General features: G+C 67.5%; 17 protein-coding genes. 11 read left to right on the top strand and 6 right to left on the bottom strand.

Annotated elements, in window-relative coordinates; genetic code table 11:
• The first annotated feature begins 190 nt into the window (after nt 1-190).
• Nucleotides 191-850, top strand: coding sequence for a C40 family peptidase (locus HV783_RS14140; protein ID WP_054501536.1), 660 nt, complete (start codon nt 191-193; stop codon nt 848-850).
• 201 nt (nt 851-1,051) lie between these two features.
• On the opposite strand, the gene HV783_RS14135 is transcribed toward HV783_RS14140, so the two are convergent.
• The 4 genes from HV783_RS14135 to HV783_RS14120 all read right to left on the bottom strand — a co-directional run bounded on the left by HV783_RS14135 (nt 1,052) and on the right by HV783_RS14120 (nt 5,455).
• Nucleotides 1,052-1,375, bottom strand: a complete 324-nt coding sequence (locus tag HV783_RS14135; RefSeq protein ID WP_035361296.1) for a DUF2325 domain-containing protein — start codon at nt 1,373-1,375, stop codon at nt 1,052-1,054.
• A gap of 233 nt (nt 1,376-1,608) precedes the next feature.
• Nucleotides 1,609-2,553: a CysB family HTH-type transcriptional regulator gene (locus HV783_RS14130; RefSeq protein ID WP_175189343.1), complete on the bottom strand. Its 945-nt coding sequence runs from the start codon at nt 2,551-2,553 to the stop codon at nt 1,609-1,611.
• Between the two features lie 93 nt (nt 2,554-2,646).
• On the bottom strand, nt 2,647-4,140 hold the full coding sequence (locus tag HV783_RS14125) for a CoA-acylating methylmalonate-semialdehyde dehydrogenase (RefSeq protein ID WP_049072202.1): 1,494 nt from the start codon (nt 4,138-4,140) through the stop codon (nt 2,647-2,649).
• Between the two features lie 97 nt (nt 4,141-4,237).
• The gene (locus HV783_RS14120) at nt 4,238-5,455 is read right to left on the bottom strand and encodes an ABC transporter substrate-binding protein (RefSeq protein WP_054501537.1); all 1,218 of its coding nucleotides are present in this window, start codon (nt 5,453-5,455) and stop codon (nt 4,238-4,240) included.
• Nucleotides 5,456-5,625: 170 nt separating this feature from the next.
• On the opposite strand from HV783_RS14120, the gene HV783_RS14115 reads away from it, so the two are divergent.
• Nucleotides 5,626-6,546 (top strand): LysR family transcriptional regulator, encoded by a 921-nt coding sequence (locus HV783_RS14115; RefSeq protein ID WP_054501538.1) that lies wholly within the window; start codon nt 5,626-5,628, stop codon nt 6,544-6,546.
• 92 nt (nt 6,547-6,638) lie between these two features.
• Here the strand turns inward: HV783_RS14115 and lptF are convergent, their stop codons facing one another.
• On the bottom strand, nt 6,639-7,739 hold the full coding sequence (gene lptF, locus HV783_RS14110) for an LPS export ABC transporter permease LptF (RefSeq protein WP_064524420.1): 1,101 nt from the start codon (nt 7,737-7,739) through the stop codon (nt 6,639-6,641).
• A 55-nt stretch (nt 7,740-7,794) separates the two neighbouring features.
• Between lptF and HV783_RS14105 the strand changes: the two genes are divergently transcribed.
• The 9 genes from HV783_RS14105 (at nt 7,795) to HV783_RS14065 (ending at nt 16,651) form a co-directional block, all read left to right on the top strand.
• Entirely contained in the window at nt 7,795-9,300 is a 1,506-nt protein-coding gene (locus HV783_RS14105) for a leucyl aminopeptidase (protein WP_116792754.1), read from the top strand.
• Nucleotides 9,301-9,322: 22 nt separating this feature from the next.
• Entirely contained in the window at nt 9,323-9,778 is a 456-nt protein-coding gene (locus HV783_RS14100; protein WP_054501540.1) for a DNA polymerase III subunit chi, read from the top strand.
• Nucleotides 9,779-9,838: 60 nt separating this feature from the next.
• A complete protein-coding gene (locus tag HV783_RS14095) occupies nt 9,839-10,351 on the top strand; it encodes a hypothetical protein (protein ID WP_175189342.1) in 513 nt (170 codons plus the stop codon).
• Between the two features lie 150 nt (nt 10,352-10,501).
• Nucleotides 10,502-11,212 carry a Bax inhibitor-1/YccA family protein gene (locus HV783_RS14090; protein ID WP_006393496.1) on the top strand — a complete coding sequence of 237 codons (711 nt, stop codon included), beginning with the start codon at nt 10,502-10,504 and terminating at the stop codon, nt 11,210-11,212.
• Nucleotides 11,213-11,279: 67 nt separating this feature from the next.
• A complete protein-coding gene (locus HV783_RS14085; RefSeq protein WP_175142177.1) occupies nt 11,280-12,197 on the top strand; it encodes an aldo/keto reductase in 918 nt (305 codons plus the stop codon).
• 4 nt (nt 12,198-12,201) lie between these two features.
• Entirely contained in the window at nt 12,202-13,488 is a 1,287-nt protein-coding gene (locus HV783_RS14080; RefSeq protein ID WP_175189341.1) for an NTP/NDP exchange transporter, read from the top strand.
• 90 nt (nt 13,489-13,578) lie between these two features.
• A complete protein-coding gene (locus HV783_RS14075) occupies nt 13,579-14,541 on the top strand; it encodes a Bug family tripartite tricarboxylate transporter substrate binding protein (RefSeq protein ID WP_175189340.1) in 963 nt (320 codons plus the stop codon).
• A gap of 31 nt (nt 14,542-14,572) precedes the next feature.
• Nucleotides 14,573-15,550 carry a M14 family metallopeptidase gene (locus HV783_RS14070; protein WP_175167587.1) on the top strand — a complete coding sequence of 326 codons (978 nt, stop codon included), beginning with the start codon at nt 14,573-14,575 and terminating at the stop codon, nt 15,548-15,550.
• Nucleotides 15,551-15,553: 3 nt separating this feature from the next.
• Entirely contained in the window at nt 15,554-16,651 is a 1,098-nt protein-coding gene (locus HV783_RS14065; protein ID WP_175189339.1) for a pyridoxal-phosphate dependent enzyme, read from the top strand.
• A 33-nt stretch (nt 16,652-16,684) separates the two neighbouring features.
• Here the strand turns inward: HV783_RS14065 and HV783_RS14060 are convergent, their stop codons facing one another.
• Nucleotides 16,685-17,602: a LysR substrate-binding domain-containing protein gene (locus HV783_RS14060; protein ID WP_054501547.1), complete on the bottom strand. Its 918-nt coding sequence runs from the start codon at nt 17,600-17,602 to the stop codon at nt 16,685-16,687.
• Nucleotides 17,603-17,606: the final 4 nt, after the last annotated feature.

Here is a 17,606-nt window from a genome sequence, read left to right as displayed (position 1 = left end):
CTACGCCTCACGGGCGCCGGGCTGGTTACAGTAACGAACCAGTCTTAAAAGTTTGGTAGAATCCCCGCGAAGTTGTAGACAACATATCTGTTGGTTGGCTGCTTGATTTCAGCTATTCAGGTGTTTTTTAGCGTTTTTGACGCTTTATTGCCCGAAAATTGCGAAACAGGCGGCGACCTTCCCCAGGCGAATGCATCGACACTCCAAAAGCGCGCGACTGAATTCATCCTCTGGCCAGGCAAACCGCGGTCTGCGTTTGCTGGCGCTGGCGGCGTGCGTCGCGGGTCTGGCGGGTTGTGCAAACACCTCTCAAAAATCCACCGCCTATACGTCCGAGATCGATCCCTACGAGACGGAATGGGTCGCCACCGCCGATGATCCCATCGGCATGCTGGTGGTGCAGAAGTTCAAGCGCGAACGCCAACGCAACCACAGCGAAGTCAACAGCGACAACGCGATGGTCAGCGAAGCCCTGAACTACCTGGGCATCCGCTACCGCTTCGGCGGCAACTCCCCCGATACCGGTTTCGACTGCAGCGGCCTGGTCGCTTACACCGCCGAACGCTCGCTGGGCCTGAAGCTGCCCCGCAACGCCGCCGAAATCGCACAGCAAGGCATTTCGGTCGCCAAGAACGAGCTCAAGGCCGGCGACCTGGTCTTCTTCAACACCCTGGGTCGCCGCTACTCGCACGTCGGCATCTACCTGGGCGACGACCGCTTCGTGCACTCGCCCAGCGCTGGCGGCGTGGTGCGGGTCGAAAACATGACCATGGCCTATTGGAGCAAGCGCTACAACGGCGCCCGTCGCCTGGACAACAGCCTGGTGGCCAGCGCCCGCGCGGCCAACTGACCGCGCTTGTAGTGTGACGCGCCGGCCGCGACGCGGCTATCCTCCAAACGGCGCGATGGGCCGACGCAATCCGACACAGACAGCAAAACGCCGCCGGACTTTACAGTCTGGCGGCGTTTTGCATTCCTCTTCGCGGCTTGAGCCGCGGGCCTTTTCGGCCTCCCCAGTTTTCAGTGTTGGCGGCGGCGTGGCATGGCAGGGTCAGTGGACCGCGGCGCCCCGGCTGCACAGGCCGCATTGCTGCAAGGCCTGCTGCATGCTGCATACCGAACGGCGACAAGCCACGACACGGATGCCACCACGCTGCGCGGCATTGCGGAAGGTCTTCATGACGTTGTGGCCGAGGAAATCGGTCAGCAAGATGACCAGTTGGGTGCCCGAGGGCAATTGCAGCGTCTTCTTCTGATGCGAGGGATCACGACCACTGATGTGGTGCGTGATCGAGATGTTGTGTCCTTTGAGCAGATCCGGAATGTTGCCGAGCCTGTCGGCGCCCACTACCACTGCACTCAATCCTGCCGTCATGTTTAACCTCACTGGGTCGTTGAGACTGGATGTAATGATAATGATTCCTATTTTTTAGTCAACCCAAATGAGATCGGTTCTTATTTAATATTTTTTATGAGCTTATGAAAAGGGATAGTGAGACACCTTGTCCGCGCCCTTCCCCGCCCCCGCTTCCATGAAAAAAAAGCGGCTCCCCACCAAGGGAACCGCTTCTTCTCGTCCGACTTCCACGGCGCTCGTCATGGCCCAGCCTACTTCGGCGTTCCCTGCACGGCCTCGGTCACGACCGCGCGCGTCAGGGAAGGCGCCAGCATTTCCAGGAAGGTATAGACGTAATCGCGCAGGAACACTCCGGCCTTTACCCCGACGCGGGTGGTGTGCGTGCCGAACAGGTGGCCGACCGGCAGACCCACCAGGCTGGAATCGCGCCGCGGGTCATAGGCCACGCCGGCGATGATGCCGATGCCCAGCCCGACGTCGACGTAGGTCTTGATCACGTCGGCGTCGATGGCTTCCAGGACGATGTCCGGATGGATCCCCTGGTTGGCGAAGACCTCGTCGATCGTGCTGCGGCCAGTGAAGGCGCGGTCATAGGTCACGATGGGGTATTCCGCCAGTTGCGCCAGCGACAGGCGCTTGGCGGCGCTGGACGTCAGCTCGGCCAGCGGATGATCGGGCCGCACCAACACGGTGTGCTCCCAGGCATACACGGGCAATGTCGCCAGGCCCGGCGTCAGGGCCAGCGACTCGGTCGCCAGCGCCAGGTCGGCCTGCTCGTGCAGCACCATCTCGGCCAACTGCGCCGGGCTGCCTTCGGCCAGCGACAGGTGCACCTTGGGGAACTGCTTGCGGAACGCCGGAATCACGCGCGGCAGCAGGTAACGCGCCTGGGTGTGGGTGCAGGCGATCACCAGGCCGCCTTCGTCGCGGCGGGCGAATTCGTCGCTGACCTTCTTCAGATTGTCGACCTCGCGCATGATGCGGTCGATCACCTGCGACACGGCCAGGCCGGGCTTGGTCAGCCCCTTGATGCGCTTACCGTGGCGTTCGAAGATCTTGATCCCGAGTTCATCCTCGAACTCGATGATGGCCTTGGACACGCCCGGCTGTGAGGTATAGAGCATCCGGGCGGCTTCGGTCAGGTTGAAGTCGCGCCGGATGGTTTCGCGCACAAAACGAAATTGCTGCAGGTTCATGAATTGGCCCCTGATAGACGGGCCAATTATAAGTAATAAGGACGCCTTGTTATATGACTTATTAATATAAGCTTAGGACAAGGCGTCCCTTTTTCAGCGCATCGAGATCGTGGTGTTCACGGTCTTGGCGTGGGCCGACCAGCGCGCCGTGACGGTCTTGGTCTGGGTCCAGAACTGCACCGCCTGCTTGCCGTTGGGGCCCAGGTCGCCCAGCTTGGATCCGCGCGAACCGGTGAAGCTGAACCACGCCACCGGCACCGGGATCGGCACGTTGATGCCGACCTGGCCGACGTCGATGTTGTTCTGGAAGTAACGCGCCGCGCCGCCGTCCTGCGTGAACAGGGCAACGCCGTTGCCGTTGGGGTTGCGGTTGATGAATTCCACCGCCTCTTCCAGCGTTTCCGCGCCGACCACGCACAGCACCGGGCCGAAGATTTCCTCGGTGTAGATGGTCATGTTCTCGGTCACGCCGTCGAACACGGTCGGGCCGACGAAGTTGCCCTGCTCGAAGCCGGAGACCTTCAGGTTGCGGCCGTCCAGCAGCAGCTTGGCGCCTTCGTCCACGCCCTTCTGGATCAGGCTTTCGACGCGCTTCTTGGCGTTCGGCGAGACCAGCGGGCCCAGGTCGGCGGCGCGGTCCATGCCCGAGTTGACCTTGAGCTTCTTGGCGCGCTCGACGAAATCAGGCAGCCAGTTGCGGGCCTCGCCCACCAGCACAGCCACCGACGAGGCCATGCAGCGCTGGCCGGCGGCGCCGAACGCGGCACCCAGCAATTGGTTCAGCGCGACTTCCGGATCGGCGTCCGGCAGGATCACGCAGTGGTTCTTGGCGCCCATCATCGACTGGCAACGCTTGCCGGCCGCCGAAGCACGGTTGTAGATCTCGGTGCCGACGCGGGTCGAACCAATGAACGACACGGCCTTGATGTCGGGATGCTCGCACAGCCCGTTGGCCGTTTCCGGACCGCCATGCACCACGTTCAGCACGCCCGGCGGCAGGCCGGCTTCCAGCGCCAGTTGCGCCAGGAACAGCGACGAGCTGGGGTCCTGCTCGGACGGCTTGAGCACGAAGGTATTGCCGCAGGCCACCGCGATCGGGAACATGAAGCACGGCAGCATCACCGGGAAGTTGAATGCGGTGATGCCCGCGCACACGCCCAGCGGCTGGATCAGCGTGTAGACGTCGATGCCCGAGGCGGCGTTCTCGGCGTACTCGCCCAGTTGCAGGTTGGCGATCGAGCAGGCGTGCTCGACCACTTCGAGGCCGCGGCCGACTTCGCCCTCGGCGTCGGGCAGCGTCTTGCCATGCTCGCGGGTGATCATCTCGGCCAGCTTGGCGGTGTTGGCGCGCAGCAGCTCCTGGAACTTCAGCATGACGCGCATACGCGCGCCCTGGCCGCTGTTGCGCCAGGTCTTGAAGGCTTCCTTGGAATTGGCGATGGCCTCGTCCAGTTCCGCGCGCGTGGCGAACGGCACCTTGGCCACGACTTCCTGGGTGGCGGGGTTGATCACGTCGCGCCATTCGGTGGTCTTGGACTGCACGAGCTTGCCGCCGATCAATAGCGGAACGCGGGGGACTTCACTCATTTGATGCTCCTCACACTGCATTGTCGATGCGGATGGAATCCGCGTTCTTGGATCTCGCGCGCGCGCCGCCGGGCGAGCCCGGACGGCGCGCCACGCCTTACTTTTGCACCAGCGGGCAGGCCGAATCGGCCAGCGGCTGGAAGGCCTCGGCCGCCGGGATGGTGGCCACCAGCTTGGAATAGTCCCAGCCGCCCTTGGACTCGGACGGTTTCTTCACTTCGTACAGGTACATGTCGTGGATCACGCGGCCGTCGGGCCGGATCGAAGCGTTGCGCATGATCGGATCCTTGATCGGCAACGCGCGCATCTTGTCGGCCACCACCTTGCCGTCGGTGCTGCCCGAGGCCGCCACCGAACGCAGGTAGTGCAGCACGCTGGAATACACGCCGGCCTGCGTCATGGTCGGTTTCAGGCCGCGGAAGGCCTTCTCGAAGCGGGTCGACCACTGGCGCGTGGCGTCGTCGTAATCCCAGTAGAAGCCGTCCACGTACGACAGGCCCTGGGCGCTTTCCAGCCCCAGCGCGCGCAGGTCGGACAGGAAGATCAGCAGCGACACCAGGCGCTGGCCGCCGGCCACGATGCCAAACTCGCGCGCCTGCTTGACGGCGTTGACGGTGTCCTGGCCGCCATTGGCCAGCGCCACCACCTGCGCCTTGGAGCTTTGCGCCTGCAGCAGGTAGGAGGCGAAGTCCGGCGCGTTCAGCGGATGGCGCACGCTGCCGGCAACGGTGCCGCCCAGCGCCTTGACCGCCTTGGCCGTGTCGGCCTCGAGCGAATGGCCGAAGGCGTAGTCGACGGTGATGAAGTACCAGGACTTGCCGCCCGCCCTGACCGTGGCCTTGGCGCCGCCGGCGGATTGCGAATAGGTGTCGAACATCCAGTGGAATCCGACCGGCGAGCATTCCTTGTTGGTCAGCGCCGTGGTGGCCGGGCCGGAAAACATCACGACCTTGTTCTTTTCGCGCGCGATGCCCTGCACCGCCAGCGCCACGGCCGAATTGGTCAGATCGGCGATGGCGGTGACGCCGTCGCGGTCGAACCATTCGCGCGCCTTGGCCGCCCCCACGTCGGCCTTGTTCTGGTTGTCGGCCGACACCAGCTCGATCTTCATGCCCTTGCATTCCGCGGCCAGGCAATCGTCGATGGCCAATTGCGCCGCCGCCACCGAACCGGGCCCGCCCATGCCGGCGTAGGTGCCCGACATATCGGTCAGGATGCCGATCTTCACCGGCGGTTTATCCGCCGCGTGCGCCTGCCCCAACAGCGCTGCGCCCAGACACAAGCCTGCGGCCAGCCCGCGTGCGTGCAATTCCATGGATTTGTCTCCTGAGTTTTATGCGTTATGGCGCCGTCTTCGCGGCGTGCGGCTCCCGGAGCATTCCCCCAGGGCTGCCGACCCAGTGTAGATGTGTGAAAATCAACAAGCAACACCAGAAATGCACATTCCTTGTGCATCAATGCACAACCTTATCAGGGGCGGATAACGTGCTGGATTGGGACAGCCTGCGGTACTTCCTGGAGGTCGCGCGGACGCAGCGCGTCAGCGCCGCGGCGCGCAAGCTCGGGGTCGAGCACACCACCGTGTCACGGCGCATCCGCGCCCTGGAAGCCGAATTGGACACGCTGCTGTTCGAGAAATCGCGCAGCGCCGGCTTCGTGTTGACCGAGGACGGCCAGCGCCTGTTCGTGCACGCGGAGCAAATGGAAAGCACGGTGCACAGCGCCCGCGAGACGCTGTCGGGGATCGGCCAGGCGCTGTCCGGCCACCTGCGGATCGGCGCCACCGAGGGCTTCGGCAGCTACGTCTTGACGCCGCTGGCGGCCGATTTCCAGCGGCGTTATCCGCACATCACGCTGGACATCCTGCCGGTGCCGCGCTTCGTCAGCCTGTCCAAGCGCGAGGCCGACTTGGCCATCACCATTGAGCGCCCCCAGCGCGGCCCCTATGTATGCAGCAAGCTGTGCGACTACACGCTGCGCCTGTATGGCACGCCCGAATACCTGGCGCGCCATCCGCCGATCCGCGGCCGCGCCGACCTGGCCGGCCACAGCTTCATCGGCTATGTCGACGAACTGCTGTTCAGCGAGCGCCTGCGCTACCTGGAAGACCTGCTGCCAGCCAGCCGGGTGGTGTTGCGCAGCACCAGCGTGGTGGCGCAGTACCACGCGGCGCTGCAAGGCCAGTCGCTGGCCATCCTGCCCTGCTTCATCGCGGCGCAGGATCCGCGGCTCAAGCCGGTGCTGGAAAAGGAGGTGGAGATCACGCGCTCGTTCTGGATGTATTGCCACGAGGACCTGCGCAAGCTCAAGCGCGTCACGGTGCTGTGGGAATTCATCCGCAAGTCGGTGCTGCGCAATGCCGACCTGCTGGCCGGCAAGCGCGGGACGATGAAATACCTGCCCTGAAGGCGGCAGCGGCGGCGCGATCACGGGCCCCCGCGGTCGGCGGCCCGCCTTGCCTATCCCCCCGCCAATGGATCGGGCCGCGGGTGGGACCGCTAGCTGTTCCTGGGCGCCTTGACGCGCAACCGGCGCATCAGCAGGAACGCCGTAAACGCGGCCACCACCAGGTGGATCGCCACGGTGCCCACGCCGAAACTGAGCTTGCCGTTGGAAATCCAGGCACGCGACAGGTTGATCAAGTTCATATACAGCAGCCCCACCAGGCCGGCAATCAGCAGGTCGCCGGAGCGGCCCAGTCGCGGGTTCACGGCGCCCAGCGGGATTGCCAGCAACGCCAGGTTCAGCGCGGCCAGCGGCAGCGAGATGCGCCACATCACCTGCGACCAACTGCTGGTGGTGTTGTCGGCCATCAGTTGCGGCGTGGTGCGAGCCTTGGCCGAGCGTTCGGCGGCGGCGCGCGCGGAAGCGACGGGGTCATCGCCGCCCTTGCTTTCCAGGCGCAATCCGTATTTCTCGAAGTGCACCAGTCGGATCTCGGGCGTGCCCGGCTTCAGGTCGTAGCGATGCCCCTCGCCCAGCACCAGGAAGCGGTCGCCATTGGGCAGCGTTTCGCTGTGGGCGCTGCTGGCGGTCAGCACGCTGAGCCATTCCGGTCCGGTTTCGCGCGCGAACACATTGCCCAGTTCGTCTGTCGGCTTGGCCGGATCCTCGGCGAAGAACACACGGTTGCCGCCTGCCGATTCCGCGAACTGGCCCGCCGTGACCTTGGACAGGTCGGAGCGTTGTTCAAAGCGCTCGTGGTATTCGCCGATCTGGCGATACGCCCAGGGCGCGGCCACCAGCGTCAGGCCGGCCACCGCGATGGCCACGGGAATGGCGACGCGCAGCACCGGCTTGAGCCAGTCCGCCAGCGACAGGCCGCTGGCGAACCAGACCACCATCTCGGATTCCCGATAATTACGCGTGACGGTGGTCAGCACCGCGATGAAGACCGAGACTGCCAGGATGGTAGGCAGCGCCGTGATGGTGGACAGCGCGGCCAGCACGAGCACGACGTCCGCCCCGATGTTGCCGCCCGCCGCCTCGCCGAGCAGGCGCACCAGCAGCACGCTGAGCCATACGATGAGCAACGTGGAAAAGACAACGCCAGCGTGACTGGTGATCTCGCTGACGACAGAGCGTTTGAATAGAGACATGGGAGAATATGCGGGATAATCGACCGCATCATACAGACGCACACGGGAAACCCTCATGGAATTTAGCACACAGACCACTGCTTCCCTGCACCAGATCAAGACCGCCGCGCTGGCGGTCGGGGTCTTCGCCGACGGCGTGTTGAGCCCCGCCGCCGACCTGATCGACCGCGCCTCCAACGGCGCCGTGCGCGCCGTCGCCAAGAACGAGTTCCGCGGCCGCGCCGGCTCGACCCTGGTGCTGCGTTCCCTGCCGGGCGTGTCGGCCCAGCGCGTGGTCCTGGTCGGCCTGGGCAAGCAGGACGAATACTCGGCTCGCGCCCACGCCTCGGCCGAACAGGCCTTCGCCGCCGCCTGCGTCGCGGCCCAACTGACCGAAGGCGTGTCCACCCTGGCCGCCAACCCGATCGCCGACGTGCCCCTGGTTGCCCGCGCCCGCAGCGCCGCCATCGCCGCCGGCAGCGCCACCTATCACTACGACGCCAGCTTCGGCAAGCCCGACCGCGACGCCCGTCCCAAGCTCAAGAAGATCGTGCAGATCGTCGAGCGCGCCGACGCCGCCCAGGTCCAGAAGGGCCTGCGCGAAGGCGCCGCCATCGCCAACGGCATGGAACTGACCCGCACCCTGGGCAACCTGCCGGGCAATATCTGCACCCCCACCTACCTGGGCGACACCGCCAAGCGCCTGGCGCGCGAATTCAAGTCGCTCAAGGTCGAGGTCATGGACCGCAAGCAGGTCGAAGCGCTCGGCATGGGCTCGTTCCTGTCGGTGGCGCGCGGCTCCGAGGAAGCGCTGCGCTTCATCGTCCTGCGCCATGCCGGCAAGCCCGCCAAGAAGAGCGCCAAGGCGTCCGAAGGCCCCATCGTGCTGGTCGGCAAGGGCATCACCTTCGACGCCGGCGGCATCTCGCTCAAGCCCGCGGCCACCATGGACGAAATGAAGTACGACATGTGCGGCGCGGCCAGCGTGCTCGGTTCGTTCCGCGCACTGGCCGAACTGGAACTGCCGCTGGACGTGATCGGCCTGATCCCGGCCTGCGAAAACCTGCCCAGCGGCAAGGCGAACAAGCCGGGCGACGTGGTCACCAGCATGGCCGGCCTGACCATCGAGATCCTCAACACCGACGCCGAAGGCCGCCTGGTGCTGTGCGACGCGCTGACCTACGCCGAGCGCTTCAAGCCGTCCGCCGTCATCGACATCGCCACCCTGACCGGCGCCTGCGTCGTGGCCCTGGGCCATGTCAATACCGGCCTGTTCACCAAGGACGACGCGCTGGCCGAGGCCCTCTCGTCCGCCGGCCGCCAGGCCCTGGACACCGCCTGGCGCATGCCGATGGACGACGCCTACCAGGACCAGCTCAAGTCCAACTTCGCCGACCTGGCCAACATCGGCGGCCCCCCCGCCGGCGCCGTCACGGCCGCCTGCTTCCTGTCGCGCTTCACCAAGTCGTATCGCTGGGCGCATCTGGACATCGCCGGCACCGCCTGGAAGAGCGGCAAGGACAAGGGCGCCACCGGCCGACCCGTGCCGCTGCTGATGCAATTCCTGCTGGACCAGGCTTGAGCGGCAGCCCGCGGATCCCGGCATGACGCGCATCGATTTCGCCTTTGGCGCGCCCGACCGCCTGCGCATGGCCTGCCAGGTGGTGCGCAAGCGCTACCTGGCGGGCCAGCGGCTGGTGGTGTATTGCCGCGAGGGCTCGCGCCTGGCCCAGTTCGACCGCATGCTGTGGGCCTTCGATGACACCTCGTTCGTGCCGCACGTCCTGGCCAACGATCCGCTGGCGGCCGAGACGCCCGTCGTCCTGACCGCCGGCGATCCGCAGCAGGCGGCGCAGGCCGCCGGCGACGGCCCTTCGCCCTGGCTGCTCAATCTCGACGACGACTGCCCGCCGGGCTTCGAGACCTTCGAGCGGCTGCTCGAGATCGTCTCGGACGATCCCGACGACAAGCAGGCCGCGCGCCAGCGCTGGCGCGTCTATCAGGGCGCCGGCCACACGCCGCAAAGCCACGACCTGAGCCAACGACAGCAGGGCGCCTGACCGCCCTCCCCGCCTCCCGCGCCGCCCCCGGCGGCGCCATCTCGACCCTCGGGAGCCCCCATGCCCCACCGCCCCTCCGACCCCGGCATCCCCACCCTGACCCAGCGGGCCGAACCCACGCTGTCGCCTCCGGAAGCGCCGCTGCTGACCGACGCGCCCCAGGATGACGACGCCTTCCCATTGCTGACCGACGTTGCCCCGAATGACGACGCCTTCCCGCTGCTGACCGACGTTGCCCCGAATGACGACGCCTTTCCGCTGCTGACCGACCTCGCCCGGGATGATGATGCCTTCCCGCTGCTGACGGATGTCGCTCAGGACGGCGCCGACGCGCCGCGTCTGGCTGAAGCGGCCGATACGCCCGCCCTTCCGGCCCTCGCCGCGGCAGTCGCGCCCGACGCCCCGGCCGCCGCACCGGCAGAGGCCTCGGTGCTGGCCGCCCGCCTGCAGGCGGAAGTCGAACAGGTCATGCGCCAGGCCCTGGCCGACGCCATCGAACAGATCCAGACGCGCATGGATGAGGAACTGCCGCGTATCGTGGCGCGGGTGATGCAGGACGTCAGGCCCGGTTGAAACCGGCTTGACCATCCCCATAACAGGGTCATGCCTGCCCGCCCTGCGCGCTAATTCTTCTGAAAACTGGATTCTTCAGGGAACTGTAAGGTATCCTTGGCATCTAAGCCTTCTAGGCAAATCAATTTCTGCCGTACACAGGAGTCCTCCATGAACGAATATCGTCCGTCCCCCTTTAACCGTTCCGGCACCCTCGCCGGCGCGCCGGGCGAGGTCGTGCGCAACAAAGTCCTGCGCAACACCTATTGGCTTCTGGCGCTCTCGCTGATTCCGACCGTGCTCGGCGCGGCCGTCGGCCTGTACACCGGCATCAACCGCGTCATGGGCGCCAGCCCGGGCCTGTCCGCCATCGTGTTCCTGGTGGGCGCTTTCGGCATGATGTTCGCCATCGAGAAGAACAAGAACAACTCGCTCGGCGTGGTCCTGCTGCTCGCCTTCACGTTCTTCATGGGCGTGATGCTGTCGCGCCTGCTGGGCTTCGTGATGGGCTTCAGCAACGGCTCGCAACTGGTCATGACGGCCTTCGGCGGCACCGCGATCGTGTTCGGCACGATGGCCACGCTGGCCACCACCATCAAGCGCGACCTGTCCGGCCTGCAGAAATTCCTGTTCATCGGCGCGGTCGTGATCCTGGTGGCGGCCCTGGCCAACATCTTCCTGCAGTTGCCCGCGCTGATGCTGACCATCTCGGTGCTGGCCATCGTGATCTTCTCGGCGTTCATGCTGGTCGACCTGCAGCGCGTCGTGAACGGCGGCGAGACCAACTACGTGTCCGCCACGCTGGCCATCTACCTGGACGTCTACAACGTCTTCTCGAACCTGCTGATGCTGCTGGGCATCTTCGGCGGCAACCGCGAGTAAGCGCGCGGCTGTCACAGTCACAAGGGCCTGCATGAACCATGCAGGCCCTTTTTCATTGGAGCGAGCCATGCCTGATCGCCGTCGATTCCTGCAGGCCGCCGCCTGCGCATCGCTGCTGGCCCAGCCGTGGACGGCAAGCGCCCTGAGCCTCCAGCGGCCGATGCTGACCCGCCCGATCGGGGCCACCGGCGACATGCTGCCGGTGATCGGCCTGGGCACCGCCGACACCTTCAATGTGTCGCCCTCGGACGCGGCCGCCATGGCGCCGCTGGCGCAGGTCGTGGACGCCTTGCTGGAGGCGCGCGGCTCGCTGATCGACACCGCCCCCAGCTACGGACAGGCCGAAGCCGTCACCGGAGCGCTGCTGGCGCGCGAGCCGGACCGGCGTCCGCTGGTGTTCCTGGCCACCAAGATCAGCACCCAGGGCCACGAGGCGGCCCGGCGCCAGATCGAGAACTCGCTACGCGCGCTGCGGACGCAGAAGCTCGACCTGATCCAGGTCCACAACCTGATCGACACCCGCAACCAGTTGGCGCTGCTGCGCGAACTCAAGCAGCAGGGCGTAACGCGCTACCTCGGCATCACGCACTACACCGACGCCGCCCATGACGAACTGACCGAGCTGGTCGAAAAGGAAAAGCCCGACTTCCTGCAGATCAATCTGTCGGTGGGCGCGCGCAACGCCGAAAAGCGCCTGCTGCCGGCCTGCCAGGCCAATGGCGTCGCGGTGCTGGTCAACCGCCCGTTCCAGGACGGCGCGCTGTTCCGCCAGGTCCGGGACCGGCCGCTGCCGGCCCTGGCCGGTGAAATCGACTGCACCTCATGGGCGCAGTTGTTCCTGAAATTCATCATCGGCCATCCCGCCGTGACCGCCGTCATCCCCGCCACCTCCAAGCCGGCCAACATGGTGGACAACGCGCGGGCCGGCTTCGGTCCGCAACCGGACGCGGCGCTGCGCGAACGCATCGCCGCCCTGCTGGGCTGAAGCCATGCGCGCCGCCGGCTCCTGGCGCCAGCGGGCGGCGCAAGCGCTGGGGCTCCAACCCGGCGAGGTGGCGGCGGGCGCCTGCGGCTTCGCCTTCTTCTTTTTCCTGTTCTGCGGCTATTTCATGCTGCGGCCGATCCGCGAGACCCTGGGCATCCAGGCCGGCGTCGAACAACTGCAATGGCTGTTCAGCGCCACGTTCCTGGCCATGCTGGCGGTGGTGCCGCTGTTCGGCTGGCTGTCGGGCCGGGTGCCGCGCGCCACGCTGGTGACCTGGGCCTACGCGGTGTTCGCCGCCACCATGGCGGGCTACGCGGCGCTGTTCCACTGGCAGCCCGATGGCGTCTGGGCCGCGCGCAGCTTCTACGTGTGGTTGTCGGTCTTCAACCTGTTCGTGGTCTCGCTCGGCTGGAGCCTGATGGCCGACGTCTTCCGCATGGCGTCGGCCAAGCGCCTGTTCGCCTTCATCGCCGCCGGCGCCAGCGCCGGGGGATTGTGCGGCCCCTTGCTGGGCGGCCTGCTGGCGGGCACGCTCGGCACGGCCGGCCTGCTGCTGTTGTCGGCGCTGCTGCTGGCGGCCACCCTGCCGCTCAAGCGCTGGCTGCTGCGCTGGCGCGCCGCGACCCGCTCCGAAGCCGAGACCGCTGAACTGGCGCGCCCGATCCCGGGCGCCATGCTGGCGGGGCTGGCACGGGTATTCCAGTCGCCTTACCTGCTGGGTATCGCCGTGCTGGTGCTGCTGCTGGCCACCCTCAGCACCTTCCTGTACATGGAGCAGGCGCGGCTGGTGGCCGAGACCTTCCCGGACAGGGCGCAGCGCATCCGCGTCTTCGCCACGCTGGACTTCATCGTGCAGGCCCTGGCGCTGTTGTCGCAGCTATTCCTCACCGGCCGCGTCGCCGCCTGGCTGGGCGTGCGATTCCTGATGGCGGCGGTGCCGCTGGCCATGGCGCTGGCGTTCCTGGCGCTGGCGGCCTACCCGGTGTTCGCGGTGCTTGCCGTGGCCATGATCCTGCGGCGCGCCGGCGAATACGCGTTGGTCAAACCCGGACGCGAGATGCTTTTCACCGCGGTCTCGCCCGAGGACAAATACAAGACCAAGAACGTCATCGACACCGTGGTCTACCGCGCAGGCGACGCGGCCAGCGGCTGGGTCAAGGCAGGGGTCGATGCGCTGGGACACGGCGTGGCGCTGATCGCCCTCCTGGGCGCGCTGTGCGCGCTGGCTGCGGCGGCGCTCGGCTACGGACTGGGGCGCAAGGCCGATCGGCAGCCGCCACCCCAGCCTTAGCTTTTATCGAACAACCATCTGATAAAACCAAACGGATTCCCCGCGCGGCCGCCGCACAATAGCGCAGCCCTCAACGTCCCGGGAACCGTCATGAAACGCTCCGCCAGCCTTGCCGCCCTGTTGCTTTGCCTGACCGCGCAGCCCGCGCTGGCCGAATACCCGGAACGGCCCATCACGATGATCGTGCCGGCCGCCGCTGGCGGCAACGCCGACATCACCGCCCGCCTGGTCGGCCAGGAAATGAGCCGTGTGCTCGGCCAGCCGGTGGTGATCGAAAACCGCGTGGGCGCGGGCGGCCGCATCGGCACCCAGGCGCTGGTGCGCGCCGCGGCCGACGGCTACACCATCGGCTACGCCCACGTCGGCACGCTGGTGCTGCATCGCTATCTCTTCAAGCAGCAGCTCTATGACCTGGACCGCGACATCACGCCGATCGGCCTGGTGGCCGAAACCCCCAACGTCATCGTCGTCAACGCGGCCTCGCCCTACCGCGATCTCAAGAACTTCATCGACGCCAGCCGCGCCCAGCCCGACCGCCTGACCATGACGTCGGCCGATCCCGGCACCACCAGCGAAGTCGGCGTCAAACTTTTCATCGCCCAGACCGGCGCGGCGGTGCGGCAGATTCCCTATAAGGCCACGGCCGCGCAGTTGGCCGACCTGCTGGGCGGCCACGTCGATTCGATGATGGAGAATCTGCCGCCCCTGATCGGCAATCTGAAGGACGGCCGCCTGCGCGCGCTGGCTGTCACCACCAAGGCCCGCGCGGCATCCAATCCGGACGTGCCGACGGTGGCTGAGCAAGGCTATCCCGACTACGAGCAATCGGCTTGGAGCGCGCTGGTGGCGCCGGCCGGCACGCCGCCCGCCGTCATCGCGCGGCTGAACGCGGCGATGAACGCCGCGCTGCGCGCGGAACCCGTCGCGCGCGAACTGCGCAGCCGCTCGCAGGAGCCGCTCGGCGGCGCGCCCGCCGACGTCCAGACCCAGATCCAGAAGGAACTGCCCAAATGGGAAACCCTCATCAAGGCCGCCGGCACCACGCTGGATTGACACACCCTCGCCCGCGACCGGAGGCCACGCCATGATCCAGGTAAGCCGCGAAGACTTCACCTGCGCCGCCGCCACCAACGCGTCGGCCTACCGGCGCGTCACCATCCCGGTGCTGAAGATCGAGGCCGGCCCCGGGCCGGCCGTGGCGCTGATGGCCGGCGTGCATGGCGACGAATGGGAAGGCCAGGCGGCCATCCTGCAGCTCTGGCAACTGCTGCCGGGCGTCCTGCAGCGCGGCACGGTCTACCTGCTGCCCGCCGCCAACGCCGAGGCCTCGCTGGCCGGCACGCGCCTGTCGCCTTCCGACGGCGGCAACCTGAACCGCGCCTTTCTCGGCGCGCCGGCGCGCGGCTATACCGAGAGCGTGGCCGCCGCCCTGGAGGCGCGGCTGCTGCCGCGCATCCAGGCACTGGTGGACATCCACAGCGGAGGCGCATCGCTGCGCTACCTGCCGTCTTCGGTCATCACCCGCTATGGCGACGACGCCTATGATGAACGCCTGCCGTCCCTGGCCCGCGCCTTCGGCCTGCCGCATTGCGTGTTCTTTCGCGGCGGCGAATCCGGTTCGATGCCGGCCGCCGCCAGCCGCCTGGGCGTGCTGCGCCTGAGCGCGGAAATCGGCGGCGGCGGCGAGACCACCCGCGCGCTGGTGGAACGCTGCCGCGACGGCCTGCTCGGCTGCCTGGCCGAACTGGGCTTGCTGGCCGCCGCCACGCCGCGCCAGCCGGCGCCGTTGCTGCACGACCTGGACGCGCCGGCCGCCACCCTGCGCAGCCGCGAACCGGGCGTGTTCATTCCCGCCGTCGATCTGGGCCAGACCGTGACCGCCGGCCAGACCATCGGCCAGCTCATAGAACCCGCCCGCCCCGACCTGCCCGCGCGCGCCCTCGCCAGCCCGCAGGCCGGCACCGTCGTCTGCCTGCGCGCCATCGCCCGCAGCGACGACGGCGACTGCCTGCTGCAGGTCGCCCCCGCCCTTCCCCTGGACTCCCTTGCCTCGTTGTACTGACCCATGCTGATGAACCCCCGCTTGTCCGGCCTGCGCTGCATCCGCTGCGACAGCCAACTGCCGCCCGCCGACTACCCGGAAGGCTGCCCGCATTGCCTGGAGGCCGGCCATCCCGCGTCGCTGGAATGCCAGTACGCCGCAGGCTCCGGCGACGCAATCGACCTGCCGGTGCTGGACCCCGTCACGCTCGGCGAAGGCGCCACGCCCTGCCTGGATGCGCCCGCGCTGGCGCAGGCCGAGGGCGTGGGACGGCTCTGGCTCAAATGCGAGAGCGCCAACCCCACCGGCAGCCACAAGGACCGCATGGCCGCGCAACTGGTGTCGCGCGCCCGGCTGGCCGGCGCCACGCGTGTGGCCGCGGCTTCCAGCGGCAATGCCGGCGTCTCGCTGGCGGCCTATTGCGCCGCCGCCGGTTTGCAGGCCGACATCGCCATCACCCGCCACTGCCCGCCGCTGCAGCGCGAGGCCATGCAGCGCTTCGGCGCCCGCCTGACCGCATTCGACGACAGCCTGGGCCGCTGGCCCCATGTCGCCGACCTGTGCCGCAACCAGGGCGCTTTCGCCGGCACCAACTATCTCAACCCGCCGGTCGGCACGCATCCCTACGGCGTCGAAGGCTACAAGCCAATCGCGCAGGAATTGTTCGACCGCTGCGGCCTGCCCACCGACATCGTCGTGCCAACCGCGCGCGGCGACCTGCTGTGGGGCATTCTGATGGGCTGGCAGCAATTGCTGCGCGCCGGCCGCATCCCGCGCCTGCCGCGGCTGCATGCGGTGGAACCGTTCGCCCGCCTGTCGCGGGCGCGCGCCGCGGGCGATGCGCGCGGCCTGTGGGAAGGGGCCACCGATCAATACTCTATCGCCGGCGGTACCGTCACCCTGCAATCGCTCGAAGCGCTGGCGCGCTCGGGCGGCTCGCCGGTCGAGGTCTCCGATGCCGCCGCCGCCCAGGCGCAGCAGCGGCTGGAGCGCCTGGGCCTGGCCACGGAACTGTCATCGGCCGCCGCGCTGGCGGCGGTCACGCGGTTGCGCCGCGCCGGCCAGCTTGATGCGGAATCGTCGGTGGTGCTGATCCTGACGGCGGACGGCCGCCGCGGCTAGGCGGCGGCAACTGCTGCGCGGACCGCGAGCCCGTCAGCCGCGCTTGACACCGTAGCGTTCCACCAACGGCGCCAACGCCGCGCGCAGACAGGTCGCCCAGTACTTGCCAGCCTCCGACAGCGGCCGGCTGCCATGCAGGATCATGTGGCATTCGAAATGCACGGGCGCCGCCAGGGGCCTGTGGCACAAGCCCGCGGCTTCCAGCCCCACCGCGGTGGCGGGGTTGGCGATGCCGACGCCATGGCCGGCCAGCGCAAGCTGGCACACCGTGCTCGAGTACGGCGTCTCGATCGCGACGCGCAGGCCGAGGCCGGCCTGCAGCACCAGCGCGTCCAGCCGCTGGCGCGAGGCATCCTCGGCATTCAGGGCGATCACATCCACCTCGGCCAGTTGCGCCAGTCCGACCTGCTCCAGGCGCGCCAGCGGATGACCGTCCGGGAACACCGTCACGGCCCGCAGGCTGGCCAGGCGATGGCCGCGCAGGCCCTCCAGCTCCGACTCATCCGCCACGGCGGCCAAGTCCAGTTCGCCTGACACCACCATGTCGCGCAGTGTGTTCGAATCCCGGATCTGCAGATACAGGGGCGTGTCCGGATAACGCTCGCGAAAGCGCGCGATGGTATCGCTGACGACCGCCCCGCTGTAGGCATGGATGCAGCCGATGCGCAGACGCGGCTGGGCCGCCCCGCGGATCGCGCGGATCTTGCGGCCCAGGCTTTCCAGGCCGACGTTCAGGCGGCGGATCTCCTCGTACAGCAGCGTGGCTTCGGGCGTGCGCTGCATGCGCTGGCGCACGCGCTCGAACAGCCGCAATTCGATGCTGGCCTCGAGCGCGGCCAGCGTCGCGCTGACCGTGGCCGGCGACACATCGAGCCGCCGCGCCGCGGCGGTCACGCTTTCCGTTTCATAGACGGTGCGGAAGGTCTCGACCTGCTTGAGCGTGAAGGTCATGGCA

The sequence above is a fragment of the Achromobacter dolens genome (assembly GCF_902859745.1).
GTDB classification, from domain to species: domain Bacteria; phylum Pseudomonadota; class Gammaproteobacteria; order Burkholderiales; family Burkholderiaceae_B; genus Achromobacter; species Achromobacter dolens.
The sequence above is the reverse complement of the archived record's forward strand: the minus strand, read 5'-3'. Positions and strand labels throughout refer to the sequence as shown.